The 16,445-nt window shown below is 46.1% G+C and carries 10 protein-coding genes; 9 read left to right on the top strand and 1 reads right to left on the bottom strand.

Annotated features, from left to right (window positions below):
• Positions 1 to 29 precede the first annotated feature (29 nt).
• The 9 genes from BACFIN_RS12295 (at position 30) to BACFIN_RS12335 (ending at position 15,097) form a co-directional block, all read left to right on the top strand.
• The gene (locus BACFIN_RS12295) at positions 30 to 1,019 is read left to right on the top strand and encodes a FecR family protein (RefSeq protein WP_007751749.1); all 990 of its coding nucleotides are present in this window, start codon (positions 30 to 32) and stop codon (positions 1,017 to 1,019) included.
• Positions 1,020 to 1,214: 195 nt separating this feature from the next.
• Positions 1,215 to 4,577, top strand: coding sequence for a TonB-dependent receptor (locus BACFIN_RS12300; protein ID WP_007751747.1), 3,363 nt, complete (start codon positions 1,215 to 1,217; stop codon positions 4,575 to 4,577).
• Between the two features lie 6 nt (positions 4,578 to 4,583).
• On the top strand, positions 4,584 to 6,203 hold the full coding sequence (locus BACFIN_RS12305) for a SusD/RagB family nutrient-binding outer membrane lipoprotein (protein ID WP_007751745.1): 1,620 nt from the start codon (positions 4,584 to 4,586) through the stop codon (positions 6,201 to 6,203).
• Between the two features lie 37 nt (positions 6,204 to 6,240).
• Positions 6,241 to 7,140 carry a glycoside hydrolase family 18 gene (locus BACFIN_RS12310; RefSeq protein WP_007751742.1) on the top strand — a complete coding sequence of 300 codons (900 nt, stop codon included), beginning with the start codon at positions 6,241 to 6,243 and terminating at the stop codon, positions 7,138 to 7,140.
• Positions 7,141 to 7,152: 12 nt separating this feature from the next.
• Positions 7,153 to 8,448, top strand: coding sequence for a DUF1735 and LamG domain-containing protein (locus BACFIN_RS12315; protein ID WP_007751739.1), 1,296 nt, complete (start codon positions 7,153 to 7,155; stop codon positions 8,446 to 8,448).
• Between the two features lie 23 nt (positions 8,449 to 8,471).
• The gene (locus BACFIN_RS12320) at positions 8,472 to 10,025 is read left to right on the top strand and encodes a glycoside hydrolase family 18 protein (protein WP_007751735.1); all 1,554 of its coding nucleotides are present in this window, start codon (positions 8,472 to 8,474) and stop codon (positions 10,023 to 10,025) included.
• Positions 10,026 to 10,213: 188 nt separating this feature from the next.
• On the top strand, positions 10,214 to 10,975 hold the full coding sequence (locus BACFIN_RS12325; RefSeq protein WP_007751731.1) for a DNA-binding domain-containing protein: 762 nt from the start codon (positions 10,214 to 10,216) through the stop codon (positions 10,973 to 10,975).
• Positions 10,976 to 11,182: 207 nt separating this feature from the next.
• Entirely contained in the window at positions 11,183 to 12,901 is a 1,719-nt protein-coding gene (locus tag BACFIN_RS12330; protein ID WP_007751729.1) for an ATP-binding protein, read from the top strand.
• 84 nt (positions 12,902 to 12,985) lie between these two features.
• Positions 12,986 to 15,097: a DNA topoisomerase 3 gene (locus BACFIN_RS12335; RefSeq protein ID WP_007751728.1), complete on the top strand. Its 2,112-nt coding sequence runs from the start codon at positions 12,986 to 12,988 to the stop codon at positions 15,095 to 15,097.
• On the opposite strand, the gene BACFIN_RS12340 is transcribed toward BACFIN_RS12335, so the two are convergent.
• Positions 15,079 to 16,437 (bottom strand): dipeptidase, encoded by a 1,359-nt coding sequence (locus tag BACFIN_RS12340; RefSeq protein ID WP_007751713.1) that lies wholly within the window; start codon positions 16,435 to 16,437, stop codon positions 15,079 to 15,081. The two genes, BACFIN_RS12335 and BACFIN_RS12340, sit on opposite strands and share 19 nt — an antisense overlap.
• Between the last annotated feature and the right edge of the window lie 8 nt (positions 16,438 to 16,445).

Below are 16,445 nucleotides of genomic sequence, written 5' to 3'. Positions count from 1 at the left end.
CGTTTCTTAGAAACAATAAATATCACCTTATGAAGAATTATATTCGTGACGTTATAGACCGTTATATCAAGCATGACTATCCGGCGGAAGTCGACCGGGATTTTCGTGTATGGCTTATAGATGACGAACGTGCCGATGAAAAGGATTCCGAATTGAGTCAGCTTTGGAAAGCTACCGAATCCGCAACTACTCCCAATTATCAACATTCGTTGGAGAGGATGAGAGAACTCACCGGAATAAAGACGAGACAAAAAGTACATACCTTACATACGCGGCTGGTTATCTGGAAGATTGCAGCGGCTTTGCTGATTGCCGTATCCGCTGGCTCTATTTATCTGGCTTTACAGAACAGACAGGCACCGGACTTGTTGCAGGCTTATATACCTACCACCGAGATGCAGAATATTACTTTACCGGACGGCACGCAAGTGATGATCAATTCAGAAAGTACCTTGCTATATCCTCAACAGTTTACGGGAGACAGTCGTTGTGTCTATCTGGTGGGAGAAGCCAACTTCAAGGTGAGACGTGACGAAGCACATCCGTTTATCGTAAAGTCGGCAGATTTCCAAGTCACGGCATTGGGAACGGAATTTAATGTGTCGGCTTATCCCGAAGAGGAAGAGGTAACGGCAACGTTGATTTCGGGAAAAGTTCTGGTAGAGTACAACGGGTTGAAAGAGCAAGAGATACTGAAACCCAACGAACAGTTGGCTTATAATAAACACACCCGCTTGGGTAGTGTGACTTATCCGGATATGCAGGATGTCACAGCCTGGCAACGCGGTGAGATTGTTTTTCGCAGTATGACGATGGAAGAGATCTTCACCCGTCTCGAACGCAAATATCCTTATACATTCGTGTATAGCTTTCACAGCCTGAAAAGTGACCGTTTTAACCTGACTTTCGGGCAGAACGCTTCCATAGAAGAAGTGATGGATATTATTGCCCGTGTGACGGGTAATCTGGATTATAAGATAGTGGGCGACAAATGTTATCTGACGGTGCGTCATAAATAACGTTCCCGCTACCGGACTATTTGAATAACACCGATTATTAACCTTAAAATATACAAGAAGCCTATGCGGAAAAAATATCCGGGAGAAGCTGCAACCTTCCCCCGGATGTGAAATCGAAATTCTTACTATTAGCGTTACACAAACGCTACTAAATTCGAGAATCTAACTTTATCTGTATAAACTAATACTAAGAAGATGCAGCAAATTTATGAATTTATAGCCAATAAGCAGACAATCAGCCGAGTATTTATGCTTTTTTTGTGCTGTCTGCTCCTTTCTATCCCCACTTTTGCTCAAAATAGCAGTGCCCGGATTACGATCCATAAGAAAAACATATCGGTCATTGAGGCGCTGAAAGAAGTGGAAAAGCAGACGAAACTTTCTGTCGGCTACAACGAATCGCAGTTGAAAAACAAACCTTCCATCAGTCTGGCTCTGGAAAAAGCGACATTGGAGAACTCTCTCACCGAAATCCTGAAAGGAACAGGATATACTTATCAGTTGAAAGGCAAATATGTCATCATTGTTCCGCAAGAAAAGAAAGAAGCGGAGCAAGCGTCTGTCAAACGTATCGCAGGGCAAGTGCTGGATGAACAGGGAGAACCGCTCATCGGTGTGAATGTGCTGGTGGAAGGAACGAGCATAGGAGCTATCACCGATATGGACGGAAACTTCTCGCTGGAAGCTCCGGTAGGCAGTACGTTGAGTATTTCTTACGTGGGCTATACTCCGAAGACATTGAAAGTGGGTGGAGCGAACAAGTACAGCGTGCAACTCGCTTCGGATACGAAACTATTGAATGAAGTCGTAGTGACAGCATTGGGTATCAAGCGTGAGCAAAAGGCATTGAGTTACAATGTGCAGCAGGTGAAATCCGATGAACTGACTCAAATTAAAGACGCCAACTTTGTAAACAGCCTGAATGGTAAAGTAGCGGGTGTTACTATCAATACTAGTTCTTCCGGTGTGGGAGGAGCAAGCAGGGTAGTGATGCGTGGTACGAAGTCCATCGAGCAGAGCAGCAATGCTTTGTATGTCATCGACGGTATTCCGATGTACAATTTCGGAGGCGGAGGCGATACGGAATTTGGTTCAAAAGGAGCTACCGAAGCCATTGCCGACATCAACCCCGAAGACATCGAAAGTATCTCCGTACTGACGGGAGCTGCCGCAGCTGCCATGTATGGTAGTAATGCCGCCAATGGAGCGATTGTGATTACCACTAAAAAGGGACACGTAGGGAAATTGCAGGTCGGTGTCTCCAGTGGCATTGAATGGTTGAAGCCTTTCAAAATGCCGGATTTTCAAGGACGCTACGGAACCGGGAGCAACGGCAAAGCCGGTAATTCAAGTATTTATAGCTGGGGACCGAAGTTGAATGCGGCCGCACAGACCGGATATGAACCGAGTGATTTCTTCGATACCGGTGCGGTGTATTCCAATTCTGTGACTTTATCTACGGGAACGGACAAGAATCAGACTTTCTTTTCGGTGGCTACTGTCAATTCAGCAGGTATGGTACCCAACAATAGGTATAATCGGTATAACTTCACTTTCCGCAATACGACAAGTTTCCTGAATGATAAAATGAAACTGGATGTCAGTGCCAGCTACATCCTTCAGAACGACCGGAATATGACCAATCAGGGACAGTATTCCAATCCGTTGGTTTCTGCCTATCTTTTTCCTCGTGGAGATGATTTCTCTGTAATCAAGAACTTCGAGCGTTGGGATGAGGCGCGCAAGATCAGTGTGCAGTTTTGGCCGCAGGGTGAGGGGGATTTACGTATGCAGAACCCTTATTGGATAGCTTACCGCAATCTTCGTCTCAATAATAAGAAGCGTTATATGGCTTCGGCAGGTTTGAGTTATCAGATTCTGGACTGGTTGAATGTGGCAGGCCGTGTCCGCATCGACAATACCCACAGCGAGTATGAAGGCAAGCTGTATGCAAGTACTAGTACGACACTGACCGATGGTAGCACGCAAGGGCATTATACGGTGAACAACGGACAGAATTCGCAGACATACGCCGATGTGTTGATAAATATCAACAAACGTATTCAGGACTTTACGATTGTTGCCAATATCGGAGCCAGTTATAGTGGTATCACCAGCAAAGAGCTGGGATATGCGGGGCCGATACGTGAAACGGGAATTCCCAATCTTTTCAATGTATACGATTTGGATAATGCCAAGAAGCGTGCCACACAGACCGGTTGGCGTGAAGCGACAGAATCTATCTTTGCCAGTGCGGAGATTGGTTGGAAGAGTATGCTTTACCTCACTTTGACGGGACGTAACGACTGGGCTTCGCAGTTGACACATTCTCCGCAGGCTTCCTTCTTCTATCCGTCAGTCGGCTTGTCGGCCGTCATTTCGGAGATGGTAAAAATGCCGGAATGGGTGGATTATCTGAAAGTGCGCGGTTCGTTCAGTTCCGTAGGTAATCCCTATCCCCGTTTCCTTACTTATCCTACCTACTCGTATGATGCGACTAACATGGACTGGAAATCTCAAAAGAACTTCCCTATCGGCAAACTGTACCCCGAACGTACCGATTCTTGGGAAATCGGTCTGGACGCTGCGCTTTTCAAAGATTTCAAGTTGAGCGGTTCGTTCTATTATGCCAATACGTACAACCAGACGTTCGATCCCGAACTTCCCGTATCCGCGCGTTACGACAAACTCTATGTGCAGACCGGATATGTACGTAACTACGGTTTTGAAGCCATGTTGGCTTATAATCATCGCTGGGGAGATTTTGGTTGGGATACCAGCTTTACTTATTCTACCAATAAGAATGAGATTGTAGAGTTGGTGCGCAATTATGTGCATCCGGAAACCGGAGTCATCTACAACGTTGACAAGCTGGAACTGAAAACCAATGAAGGACGTGGTTTCGGTAAAGCGAAGTTTATTCTGAAAGAAGGTGGCACATTGGGTGATCTTTATACACATGCCGACTTAAAACGTGACATTAACGGCAATGTGCTGATTGATGATGACGGCAATGTGACGGCTGTTGATAACGCAGGTGACATAAAGTTGGGAAGTGTGCTTCCGAAGGCCAATCTTGCCTGGAACAATAGCTTCACTTATAAGGGAATCAATGCCGGATTCTTGGTTACTGCCCGTTTGGGAGGTATTGTTTACTCCGCTACCCAAGCTTATCTTGATCTGTACGGAGTGTCCGAGACATCGGCTGCCGCACGTGATGCGGGCGGCGTATGGGTAAATGACCGTAGTCAGGTGAACCCGCAGAGTTTCTATTCCGTAGTGGCTTCGCAGAGCGGACTTCCTACCTATTATACATACAGCGCGACGAATGTACGCCTGCAGGAAGCGCATATCGGTTATACCATTCCCCGTCGCTGGCTGGGCAATGTGTGCGACATTAACGTTTCACTTGTGGGACGCAACCTGTGGATGATCTATTGCAAGGCTCCTTTCGACCCGGAAGCGGTGGCTACTACCAACAACTATTATCAGGGAATCGACTACTTCATGATGCCGAGTACCCGGAATATAGGATTCAACGTTAAGATTAACTTCTAAATATATATGATGAACATGAAACGAATATATTACCTTCAGAGAATCATTCTTTCGGTGCTCTTGCTGTTACCCTTGTCCGGTTGTTTCGACAGTGACATCAACCGCAAGATGTACGAAGCGGATGATGACGAAATGCAACGCGAAAATCATATTGTCGGTGCGACGTTGAGAGTGATGCAAGGGCTTGTCAGCCCGACGCGCGAGCATTTGTACCAGTTTATGGATGCTATGGCGGGCGGTGCCTACGGAGGCTATATGGAAGGTATCGTAGATACATGGGTAATGAAGTTCTCTACATTCAACCCCGAACAGGGATGGCTGAAATCCCCGTTTGCCGACCCTATCACCGACCTCTACCCTCAATACCTCAAGATGTTGAGCGTGACGGATGATCCGGTAGCTTTGGCTTTGGGGAAAATCCTGCGTGTCTGCGTCATGCACCGTGTGACGGATATTTACGGGCCTATCCCTTACTCGCAGATGTTGAGTAATGACAATCTGGGAGAGAACCTGTCCGTTCCGTACGATTCGCAGGAACAGGTCTATACACAGATGCTGAAAGAGCTGGAAGAGGCCGACAAGGTGTTGGAAGAGAATAAAGACCTTTCTTCCGAAGCGTTCCGCAAGTTGGAGGACTTGTATTACGGCAACATCTCCAAATGGCGCAAATTCCTCCATTCCATGCAGCTCCGCATAGCCATGCGCATGAGTTATGTGAATCCGACGGAAGCGCAGCGTATCGCCCAGAATGCCGTAGCGGCAGGAGTGATCGAGGCGAATGAAGATAATGCTATGCTCCATGTAGCCGAGAACCGTTCCGAACTGTTGTTCAACAACTGGAACGATTACCGCATCAGTGCCGATTTGGTTTCCGTCATGAAAGGATACGAAGACCCCCGTCTGGACGCAATGTTCGTGAAAGGGACCAATGTAGTGGAAGTGGATGGCGAACCAAAGGAAGTGAATGATTTTTATGGGGTGCGTATCGGTATCTTCACCGAGAAGAAGGACGACATGATTAATTTGTATTCCAAACAAATCATCAGCAGCACCGATCCTTACCTTTGGATGAATGCCGCAGAAGTGACCTTCCTCCGTGCCGAAGGCGCATTGCGTGGCTGGGACATGGGTGGCGAGCCGCAGGCGTTGTATGAGAAAGCCATCGCTCTCTCGTTCGAGGAGCGCGGGGCTACGGGAGCCGATAAATATGTGAAGGATGCAGAAAAGAAGCCGGTGAAGTACGTAGACCCGATGGGCGCTTATAGTGCGGATGCAGTGAGCGAGATTACGATTGCTTGGGAACAGGGGGCTGGAAAGGAAATCTTCGAGAGGAATCTGGAACGCATCATCACGCAGAAATGGATTGCCATCTTCCCGTTAGGTCTGGAAGCATGGGCGGAACATCGTCGTACCGGTTATCCGAGATTGCTTCCTGCCGTAGAGAACAAAGATCCTAATAACAGTGTGGATATCGCTATCGGTCCCCGCCGCCTGCCTTATCCGGCAGACGAATACAACTCCAACGCTGCCAATATAGCCAAAGCCGTACAGATGTTGGGTGGTGCCGACGCTGCGGGCACTCCTCTTTGGTGGGACGCGAAAGACCATTCGGTTGAGAATAACTAATAGCTCTTTACAAGAACCTTTTTTAATCCATAAGATTATGAAATATAAATCAATATTCAATGTATGTCTGCTGACCGCTTTCCTGTTGACTGCGACCACTTCCTGTGACGATTGGACGGAAATGGAGATTCATGAGACGGATGTCAACGGAGCAAAGGAGCAGAACCCGGAACAATATTCTGTTTATACGCAGAACATTCGGGCTTATAAAGCAACGAAGCATGCTGTGGTTTATGCCCGGCTTGACAATGCTCCGGACAAGGCTACCAGTGAAAAGTATTTTCTCCGTTCCTTGCCGGACAGTATTGATATCGTATCCATGCGCAATGCCGACCGCCTGACTGATTTTGACCGGGAAGACATGGCGATGGTACGTGCCGATTACGGAACGAGAGTGCTTTATTATGTGGATTGTACGCCGGGAGACAAACAGAATGCTGCTATCGCCTCTGCTGCCGAAGCCGTACGGGCGGGAACGTTTGACGGCATTACGCTTGCCTCTTCCGTTCCGGTAGATGCGGCAACGTTGCAATCGCTGGCTGATGCATTGGGACAGACACCGTGCTTACTTATTTTTGAGGGAACTCCTTCCCTGTTGCCGGAAGCGCAACGCGGTCTTTTCTGTTATTTCGTACTGGATATTTCGGCTGCTTCCGACGAATATGACATAGAGACGGAAGTCCGTCTGGCTACCGGTTACGGTAATACTGCCGCCGGACATCTGTTGCTGGCTGTAACTCCCGAAGGTACATTGACCGATTATAACGGAGTGACACGTTCTGCCATTGCCGGAGCCGCTTACAGTGCTCTCAACATGGAGACACCGTTGGGAGGCATTGCCATTTACAATATCTCGGACGATTATTACGATGCTGATATTATTTATAAACAGACTCGCGGAGGCATTCAATTTTTGAATCCCGCTTCGGTTCATTAAACTAAGTAAGCTATGAGAATACATAAACTTTATCAGTGCCTCGCAGCCGCAACCCTCTTGTTTTTGCCGGTTGCCTGCGACAATACGGATTACAGCGAAAAATCACCGTTTGACAATTCGGCATACCTGAATGTGGCTGCTACTAAAAATGCGGAAACTTTCACGTTTAACCGGAAAGTGACAAGCCAGACGAAAACGTTTACAGTGAAATTGTCTTATCCTTCAGGGGATGATGTGAAGGTGAACTTAAAGGTAGACCCTTCATTGGTCGGTGCATATAACGCAAAGAACGACACGCATTATGAAATGCTGCCTGCCGAACATTATCAGTTGTCACAGGAGTCCGTAACAATTCCTGCCGGAAAGATAACATCCGACGAAGTCGGTATCAAATTCTTGAAACTCGACGAGCTGGAGATTGACGCTACTTACCTCTGTCCGCTTTCCATTAGTGGGGCCGAAGGAGTGGGAATAATGGACGGCTCACGTACCATGTATTATCTGGTGCGTCGCTCCAGTGCCATAACCACGGCAATAAACTTGAAGAATGTCTACGTCACCGTTCCGGGATTTGATAAGGGCAGTCCGACAGCTGATGTTGTGAATAACTTGAGTGCCGTGACGATGGAAGCGATTATACGGGTGAATAGCTTCCAACCGGAAATATCCTCTATTATGGGGATTGAGATGTATCTCCAGATGCGTATCGGTGATGCTAACTTTCCGAACCAGCAGTTGCAGGTGCAGACCACGTACGGGAAATTTCCCGATGCCAGTAAACAAAAGCTGTTGTTGGCGGGTGAGTGGTATCACGTTGCGTTGACATGGGATTTGGCTACTGCTACTATCGCTTATTATGTGAACGGGCAGTTGCAGAGCATTAGTACCAGTCATGGTAAAAGTGACCTGACTAGCATCAGTTTGGGTGATAAAGTGCCTGATGATGAATTTGGCAATGGTGGTGACCATAATTTCTATTTCGGACGATCTTATACCTTGTCTCATGATTTGAGCCGCCAATTTGACGGTGAAATCTGTGAAGCCCGTATTTGGAGTGTAGCCCGTACGCAAGAACAGATTTATCAGAATATGTATGATATTCCTAATCCGGCTGACGAGCCTGCTTTGTGTGCTTATTGGAAGTTTAATGAAGGAACCGGCTTGGAAGTAGTAGACCGTACAGGGCATGGGAACAATGCGAAAGTAGTTCCTTATTGGAAAACGGTCGATCATGTGGAAGCTTATAGTAAGACGGATGCGGAACTTTGGCCGAGTGGCATTGAGGTGCCGAAGGTGAATCAGGAATAAGGGATTACAGATAACTATTAAAAATGTATATGATTATGAAACGAATAATACGAAATATCTCTTCGTGCGTGTTATTGGCACTGGTGATGGGAGCTTGCGAAGAAGATGCGGCGTTGGTGTCTCCGAACGTAGCACATGACAAGTCTACAGTATCACCGGAGGAAGTTGGGGAAACTGCTTTCCTGCAAAGTGCTTCAGAATCGGGAAATAAATTTATTTTTCTTGATTTTGTAGAACAGGGAAGTGATGAACTATATATAGAATTGGTGGAGCCGGCAGAGCGGGATATGACATTCACAATTGGTATAAATACTTTGCTAACTTATCAGGATATGCCATCGATTGCAGAGCAATTTTACAAAGTGGAAGCAGATTTTGTGGAAGATTGGGAGAATAAATTTACGATAACTAATGGAGGAAAGGTGACAGTAGCGGCAGGTGAACGAAAATCGACACGAATAAGTTTTACTGTGTCAAGCGTGGGACTTATCAGTTCTTATTATCTATTGCCATTGTTAGCGACGGATGAGGATGGTAATCAGTACGAACTTTTCTATTATATCTGCCAAGTGGAAATGGAACGTCAGGACAGGTCGAATAAACCGTATACAGTGGTGGCGTATATTGATACTGAAATGATGAATCCTTTGATTGCTGACCAATATACTTCTAAATTGCAGTATATGAAATCCCGTCGGGATAGAAAAACTATTTACGAAAACGTCCCGGTATTTGATATAGTGAATTTACGAAAAGCTTTGTTGAAATACGATGAGTCTTCCCGTAGAGCGGTTTTGAAGTTTACGCCTGATATAGAACATGTGTTGAAAAACTACGCTCAATATATTCAACCATTGAAGCGGAGTGGTATAAAAGTCTGTCTTTCCATCGAAGGTGGAGGAACAGGCATAGGTTTTGCCAATTTAACAGATGTGCAAATTGCTGATTTTGTAGCACAAGTCCAAGTGGCTGTGAAGATGTATCAACTGGATGGCATCCATTTGCGTGATGAAGGTGCCGGATATGACAAGACTGGAGCACCGGAGTTAGATGAAACTTCTTATCCAAAATTAGTCAAGGCACTGCGTGAAGCGATGCCGGACATCATGTTGACTCTTGCAGATGATGGAGGAACTACGGCAATGATGGACAAAGAACAGGGTGGCATTGTAGTAGGCGATTACATTGATTTGGCGTGGAATGTTGTGTGGGATACTGCGGTTAATCCTTGGGCAAGCGGGTCGGAACGCAAACCTATAGCGGGAGTAACGAAAGAACGTTATGGGGGCATTTCTTTTTATATAAAGCCACGAATGACAAATGAAGAAGGTTTGTTCTTTGAGAATCTGCAGGATGAATCCCGTATAATCGCCCTGAATGAGGGACTTGGAAAAGTAGCTGTTGCAGAGAATATTCCTTATAGAGACTATATACAGGAAGTTGCAAATGTTATGGGAATTATGGGCCTTTTAAGCTGTTTTCATGATACTAACAATGGAGAATATCCTCGATATGATGTGAATGTAACGGAGACGTTGGCTGCGTCATATTATTTTGCTTTCCGAAAAGATTGGTAAATTGAAAAGTGCTCTCTATTGATGTAATAGCTGTTTGTAAGAATCCGGGATTGTGGGAGATAGTTCGTATAGTTGGTTTACTGATTTACATATATCACACAAAGCGAATGGGTATTATCAGTATCGTAAAAACTGCTCATAGAAGTAATTGTATTTATTTGAATGATAACTAATTAATAAGAAAAATAATGAAGAATGTATTGAAAATCTGGTTAGTCGACAACACTGTAACCGTCGACAACAAAGACGATAAGATCGGTCAGCTCGAATCGTCCGGTAATCTCTCGTTGCAGGATATACTCGATGAGATGCACAAGGAAGATACCGGGCTCCGTCCCGAAACCATCGAACACGTCGTGAAGCTCTACAACCGTGTGGTAGGCGATCTTATCCTTAGCGGATATAGTGTCAACACCGGTCTTTACCACGCCGTAGCGCAACTCCGCGGTGTTATCGATGGCGGAAAATGGAATCCCGAAAAGAACTCCGTCTACGTCTCTTTCACCCAAGATAAAGAACTGCGTGAAGCTATCGCCCAAACCTCTGTCAGCATTCTGGGCGAACGCCAAAGCGTGATGTACGTTGCCGGATTCTCGCCTGCCACCGCCATCGCCGGTCGTCCGTTCACGGTCAACGGCCGTATGCTGAAAATCGCAGGTACGGATTCTTCTGTCGGCATCACCATCACCGACAGCAAAGAACAAACCACGCCTGTCGATCTCAATATGCTGGCTGTCAACAATCCGTCACAACTCACATTCATCGTTCCTGCCGGGCTGGCGGATGGCGAATACACCCTCACCATCACGACGCAATATGCAGGCAGCACGCTCCTGAAAACGCCACGCACTGCTATCGCTACTTTCTACGTCGGTACGAAACCCGAAACAGGAGGCGGCTCCGGTGGTGAAGGCGGTGGAGGAGGAGAGGCTCCCGATCCTTCGGAATAAAATGTTCTTAGCCGGGGGTGAAACTTTGCCCCGGCTTATGCAGAGAGGCTGCACAGCTCTACGCACGCATCATGTATAGAGTTGTGCAGCCTTCGTGTATAGGGCTATACATGATAAGTGCATAACTTTGATCTTTTTCGCATAATCTTTTTTATAGTACTAATTTATTAGTACTTTTGTCTCTACCGAAAGAAAAGATTAACGATTATGGCAAGAATAACGATTCCATACGCAGTGGCCGACTTCGCAGAAATGCGTGAACGTGGCTTTTATTATGTCGATAAGACAAATTACATTCCGGGGCTTGAAGACTATAAAGCTCCTGTTTTTCTCCGTCCCCGCCGTTTCGGGAAAAGTCTGCTTATCTCCATGCTGGCTCACTACTACGACCGTACAAAGGCGAATCGTTTTGAAGAACTCTTCGGTGGCACCTGGATTGGCGAACATCCTACGAAAGAGCATAATCAATATATGGTGATTCGTTATGACTTCTCGGCTATGGTGATGGCGAATGATATGGAAGGACTGGCACAGAACTTTAATAAACTCAACTGTATACCAGTAGAGGTAACGTTAGAACACAACCGTGACCTGTTTGGGGATTTTCAGTTTACAACTAGGGGAAATGCTGCGCAGATGTTGGAGGAACTTTTGGGTTATGCCAGTTCACGTGGATTGCCTAAAGTATATATATTGATTGACGAATACGATAACTTCACCAACCAACTGCTTACTTCCTATAACGATCCGCTTTATGAAAAGGTAACCACCAGCGACAGTTTCCTTCGTACCTTTTTTAAAGTGATTAAAAAAGGCATAGGCGAAGGTACTATCCGTACCTGTTTCTGCACAGGTGTATTGCCTGTCACCATGGACGATTTGACTAGCGGCTACAACATTGCGGAAATTCTTACCTTGGAACCGTCTTTCCTCAATATGCTCGGTTTCACCTATGAAGAAACGAAGACATACCTGCGTTATGTACTTGATAAATATACTCCCGGTGCAAGCGAAGAACGTTTCGAGGAAATCTGGCAGCTGATTGTGAGCAACTATGACGGTTATCGTTTCAGCCCCGTCGGCGAACGTCTTTTTAACTCCACTATCCTAACTTATTTCCTTAAGAAATTTGCCGCTAATGCCGGAAGCATTCCGCCCGAACTGATCGATGAGAACCTGCGTACGGACATCAACTGGATTCGCCGCTTAACTCTTTCGCTTACTAATGCCAAAGAGATGCTCGATGCCCTGGTGATAGACGACGAACTGTCCTACAACGTCAGCGATTTATCCAGTAAGTTCAACAAGAAGAAGTTCTTCGAGAAAGAATTCTATCCCGTCAGCCTGTTCTACTTAGGTATGACTACCCTGAAGAGTGCATACCGCATGGTGCTCCCCAACATGACCATGCGCAGCATCTACATGGATTATTACAACCAACTGAACAAGATCGAAGGTAACGCCAGTCGCTACGTCCCGGTTTATGAACTTTATGATTCCAACCGTAGTTTTGAACCCCTTGTGCAGAACTATTTCGAGCAATATCTGGGACAATTCCCCGCACAGGTTTTCGATAAGATCAACGAGAACTTTATCCGTTGTTCTTTCTACGAGCTTGTCTCCCGCTATTTGAGCCATTGTTACACTTTTGCCATCGAACAGAATAACTCCGTCGGTCGTTCGGATTTTGAAATGACCGGCATCCCCGGCACGGATTATTACACGGACGACCGCGTGGTAGAATTCAAATACTATCGTTCCAAAGATGCCGACCGCATGCTTGCGCTCACCGAACCGTTGGCAGAACACGTAGAACAAGTGAAGGGCTATGCCGAAGATACGAAAAAGAAGTTTCCCAATTACAATGTCCGTTCGTATGTGGTATATATCTGTGCCAATAAAGGATGGAAGTGTTGGGAGGTATAATCACTTTTTCCCGGCTTCATGCCTTCTGTGAGAAATATTCGTGTAACTTTGTAGGCTGATAGTATAAAAACAAGAAGGAAAAGAATGATAGTTTGCATAGCTGAAAAGCCATCTGTTGCACGTGATATAGCCGAAGTACTCGGCGCTCATACCAGAAAAGAAGGATATATAGAAGGAAACGGATACCAGGTGACCTGGACGTTCGGACATCTTTGCACCCTGAAGGAGCCGCATGAATATACTCCTAATTGGAAGTCGTGGAGCTTAGGTAGCTTACCGATGATCCCTCCGCGTTTCGGTATCAAACTGATTGGGCATGATCCGGGCATTGAGAAACAATTTCATATCATAGAGCAATTGATGCAAAATGCAGATGAGATTATCAACTGCGGTGATGCCGGACAGGAAGGAGAATTGATTCAGCGTTGGGTGATGCAGAAAGCAGGCGCCCGTTGTCCGGTGAAGCGTTTGTGGATTTCGTCTTTGACGGAAGAAGCTATTCGTGACGGATTTGCAAAGCTAAAGGATCAGGCAGATTTTCAGTCACTGTATGAAGCGGGACTTTCGCGGGCTATCGGAGACTGGTTGCTTGGTATGAATGCCACTCGTCTTTATACAATAAAATACGGTCAGAATAAACAGGTACTTTCTATCGGTCGGGTGCAAACACCTACCTTAGCGTTGATTGTTAACCGACAGTTGGAGATAGCCAACTTCCAGCCTAAGCAATATTGGGAATTGAAAACGAACTACCGGGATACAACCTTTTCGGCTTTAATCCGCAAAAGTGATGAAGAAATCGCTGCGGAAGAAGAGAAAAACGGTGGGAAAAAGAAAATAATAGAGAATCCCGGTATTGATCCTATCGCTAACAGGGAAGAGGGCGAGGCGTTGGTAGAACGTATCAAAGACCTTCCGTTCGTAGTCACCAGTGTTAGTAAGAAAGACGGACGGGAGTTTGCTCCGCGTCTGTTCGACCTGACTTCGCTTCAGGTGGAATGTAACAAGAAATTCGCTTATTCTGCTGATGAGACATTAAAACTTATCCAGTCCCTTTACGAAAAGAAAGTAGCTACCTATCCGCGTGTCGATACAACTTTCCTGAGTGACGATATTTATCCGAAGTGCCCTGGTATTCTGAAAGGACTCCGTGATTATGAAGTACTGACAGCTCCGTTGAACGGTTCCACATTGCCGAAATCGAAGAAAGTATTTGATAATTCAAAGGTAACAGATCACCATGCCATTATCCCTACCGGAGTGTACGCTCAAAACCTGACGGATATGGAGCGTCGTGTCTACGATCTGATTGCCCGTCGTTTTATTGCCGTGTTCTATCCGGATTGTAAGATTTCTACTACTACTGTGATGGGAGAGGTGGATAAAATAGAATTCAAAGTAAGTGGGAAACAGATTCTCGAACCCGGATGGCGTGTTGTCTTTGCAAAAGATGTAAAAGAAACGGCCGAAGAAAAAGAGGAAGAAGACGAAAATGTACTTCCTGCTTTTGTGAAAGGGGAAAGTGGTCCTCATGTTCCCGATTTGAATGAGAAGTGGACACAGCCGCCCAGACCTTACACGGAAGCAACTCTGCTTCGTGCAATGGAAACTGCCGGAAAGTTGGTTGATAACGACGAACTCCGCGACGCCTTAAAAGAAAACGGTATCGGCCGCCCGTCTACCCGTGCCGCTATCATCGAAACGTTGTTCAAACGGAATTACATCCGTAAGGAAAGGAAGAACCTGATTGCTACCCCGACAGGAGTGGAACTGGTGCAGCTTATTCATGAAGAGCTTTTAAAATCTGCCGAACTGACGGGTATCTGGGAAAAGAAACTCCGCGAAATAGAGAAGAAAACGTATGATGCACGCCAGTTTCTTGAAGAACTGAAGCAGATGGTTTCGGAAATCGTAATGAGTGTGTTGTCGGATAATACTAACCGCCGTATTACCATTCAGGATGCGGCAGCCGCCCAAGCCGGAGAAAAAGTGAAGAAAGAACCGAAGAAGCGCGAACGGAAACCGGGTGCTCCGAAAGAAAAGAAGCCGAAGGCTACGCCTGCGGCTACTGTTAATGCTGATTCTCTTGTCGGACAACCTTGTCCGCTTTGCGGCAAAGGAACAATCATAAAAGGCAAGACAGCCTACGGATGTTCGGAGTGGAAAAACGGATGTACTTACCGGAAGGCATTATGAAACTCAATCACCGCTTCTATTCCCTTACGGAAAAAATCCAGTGAGAAATTTTCATTCGGCGAATGGATGGCGTCCGATTCGAGTCCGAATCCCATTAATACGGTCTTGACTCCTAATACTTGTTCGAAAGTGGATATGATAGGAATACTGCCGCCGCGGCGTACAGCCAACGGCTTTTTCCCGAAAGCAATCTCAAAACCTTTCTCCGCCGCTTGATAGGCGGGAAGGGAGATGGGGCAGACATAACCCTGTCCTCCATGCATCGGAGTGACTTTCACCTGTACCGTGTCAGGAGCAATACTAAGAATATAATCCGCAAACATTTGAGAAATCTTATGGTGGTCCTGATGTGGAACCAACCGGCAGGAGACTTTGGCGTAAGCTTTTGAGGGAAGCACGGTTTTGGAACCTTCTCCTGTATACCCGCCCCATATACCGCATACGTCAAAAGACGGCCGGCAACTGTTACGCTCCAATGTACTGTATCCTTTTTCTCCGAATACTTCCTTCACACCGATCGCTTCTTTGTATTTCTTTTCATCAAAAGGAATACGGGCAATCATCTCCCGTTCGGCTTGTGGAACTTCTTCTACATCGTCATAGAATCCGGGAATGGTGATTCTTCCATCCGCATCGGTTATTTTACTGATAATCTTGCATAACACATTAATCGGATTGGCTACCGCACCTCCGAAATGTCCGGAATGTAAATCACGGTTTGGTCCCGTAACTTCTATTTCCCAATAAGCCAGGCCACGCAGACCTGTGGTTAACGAAGGGAGTTCCGCTCCTAGCATGCTAGTGTCCGAAACAAGAATCACATCGGATTTCAACAACTCTTTGTGCTCTTCGCAAAAAGCCTCCAAACTGGGAGAACCGATTTCCTCTTCTCCTTCAAAGATAAACTTTACGTTATTTTTCAGCAGTCCGTTCTTGAGGAGATATTGGAGGGCTTTCACCTGAATAAATGATTGTCCTTTGTCATCATCCGCACCACGTGCCCAAATGTGACCGTCACGTATTTCCGGCTCGAACGGTTGGCTTTTCCAAAGCTCTAATGGCTCGGCAGGCATCACGTCATAATGGGCGTAGACTAAAATAGTTTTTGCGCTCGGGTCTACTATCTTTTGGGCAAAGACAATCGGATTGCCTTTGGAGGGCATTACCAATGCTTCGTCCGCTCCGGCTTCCAATAATAGCTGTGCCCAGCGTTCGGCGCACGCCAGCATATCATCATGGTGTTCGGGCAGTGCACTGATACTTGGAATGCGGATGAGACTGAACAAATCCTCCATCATTCGGGACTCGTTCTCTGCTATATATTTCTGAATTTCGTTCATAAATTGAA

This window comes from Bacteroides finegoldii DSM 17565, assembly GCF_000156195.1.
In the GTDB taxonomy this organism is placed as follows: domain Bacteria; phylum Bacteroidota; class Bacteroidia; order Bacteroidales; family Bacteroidaceae; genus Bacteroides; species Bacteroides finegoldii.
Note: the sequence above shows the minus strand (reverse complement) of the source record. Positions and strands in the feature narration are given on the sequence as shown.

Excerpts from the sequence above, each read along its gene's own strand:
- BACFIN_RS12310 (WP_007751742.1), top strand. The coding sequence starts at position 6,241 with ATGAAATATAAATCAATATTCAATGTATGTCTGCTGACCGCTTTCCTG.
- BACFIN_RS12335 (WP_007751728.1), top strand. The coding sequence starts at position 12,986 with ATGATAGTTTGCATAGCTGAAAAGCCATCTGTTGCACGTGATATAGCC.
- BACFIN_RS12295 (WP_007751749.1), top strand. The coding sequence starts at position 30 with ATGAAGAATTATATTCGTGACGTTATAGACCGTTATATCAAGCATGAC.
- BACFIN_RS12320 (WP_007751735.1), top strand. The coding sequence starts at position 8,472 with ATGTATATGATTATGAAACGAATAATACGAAATATCTCTTCGTGCGTG.
- BACFIN_RS12300 (WP_007751747.1), top strand. The coding sequence starts at position 1,215 with ATGCAGCAAATTTATGAATTTATAGCCAATAAGCAGACAATCAGCCGA.
- BACFIN_RS12330 (WP_007751729.1), top strand. The coding sequence starts at position 11,183 with ATGGCAAGAATAACGATTCCATACGCAGTGGCCGACTTCGCAGAAATG.
- BACFIN_RS12315 (WP_007751739.1), top strand. The coding sequence starts at position 7,153 with ATGAGAATACATAAACTTTATCAGTGCCTCGCAGCCGCAACCCTCTTG.
- BACFIN_RS12305 (WP_007751745.1), top strand. The coding sequence starts at position 4,584 with ATGATGAACATGAAACGAATATATTACCTTCAGAGAATCATTCTTTCG.
- BACFIN_RS12340 (WP_007751713.1), bottom strand. The coding sequence starts at position 16,437 with ATGAACGAAATTCAGAAATATATAGCAGAGAACGAGTCCCGAATGATG.
- BACFIN_RS12325 (WP_007751731.1), top strand. The coding sequence starts at position 10,214 with ATGAAGAATGTATTGAAAATCTGGTTAGTCGACAACACTGTAACCGTC.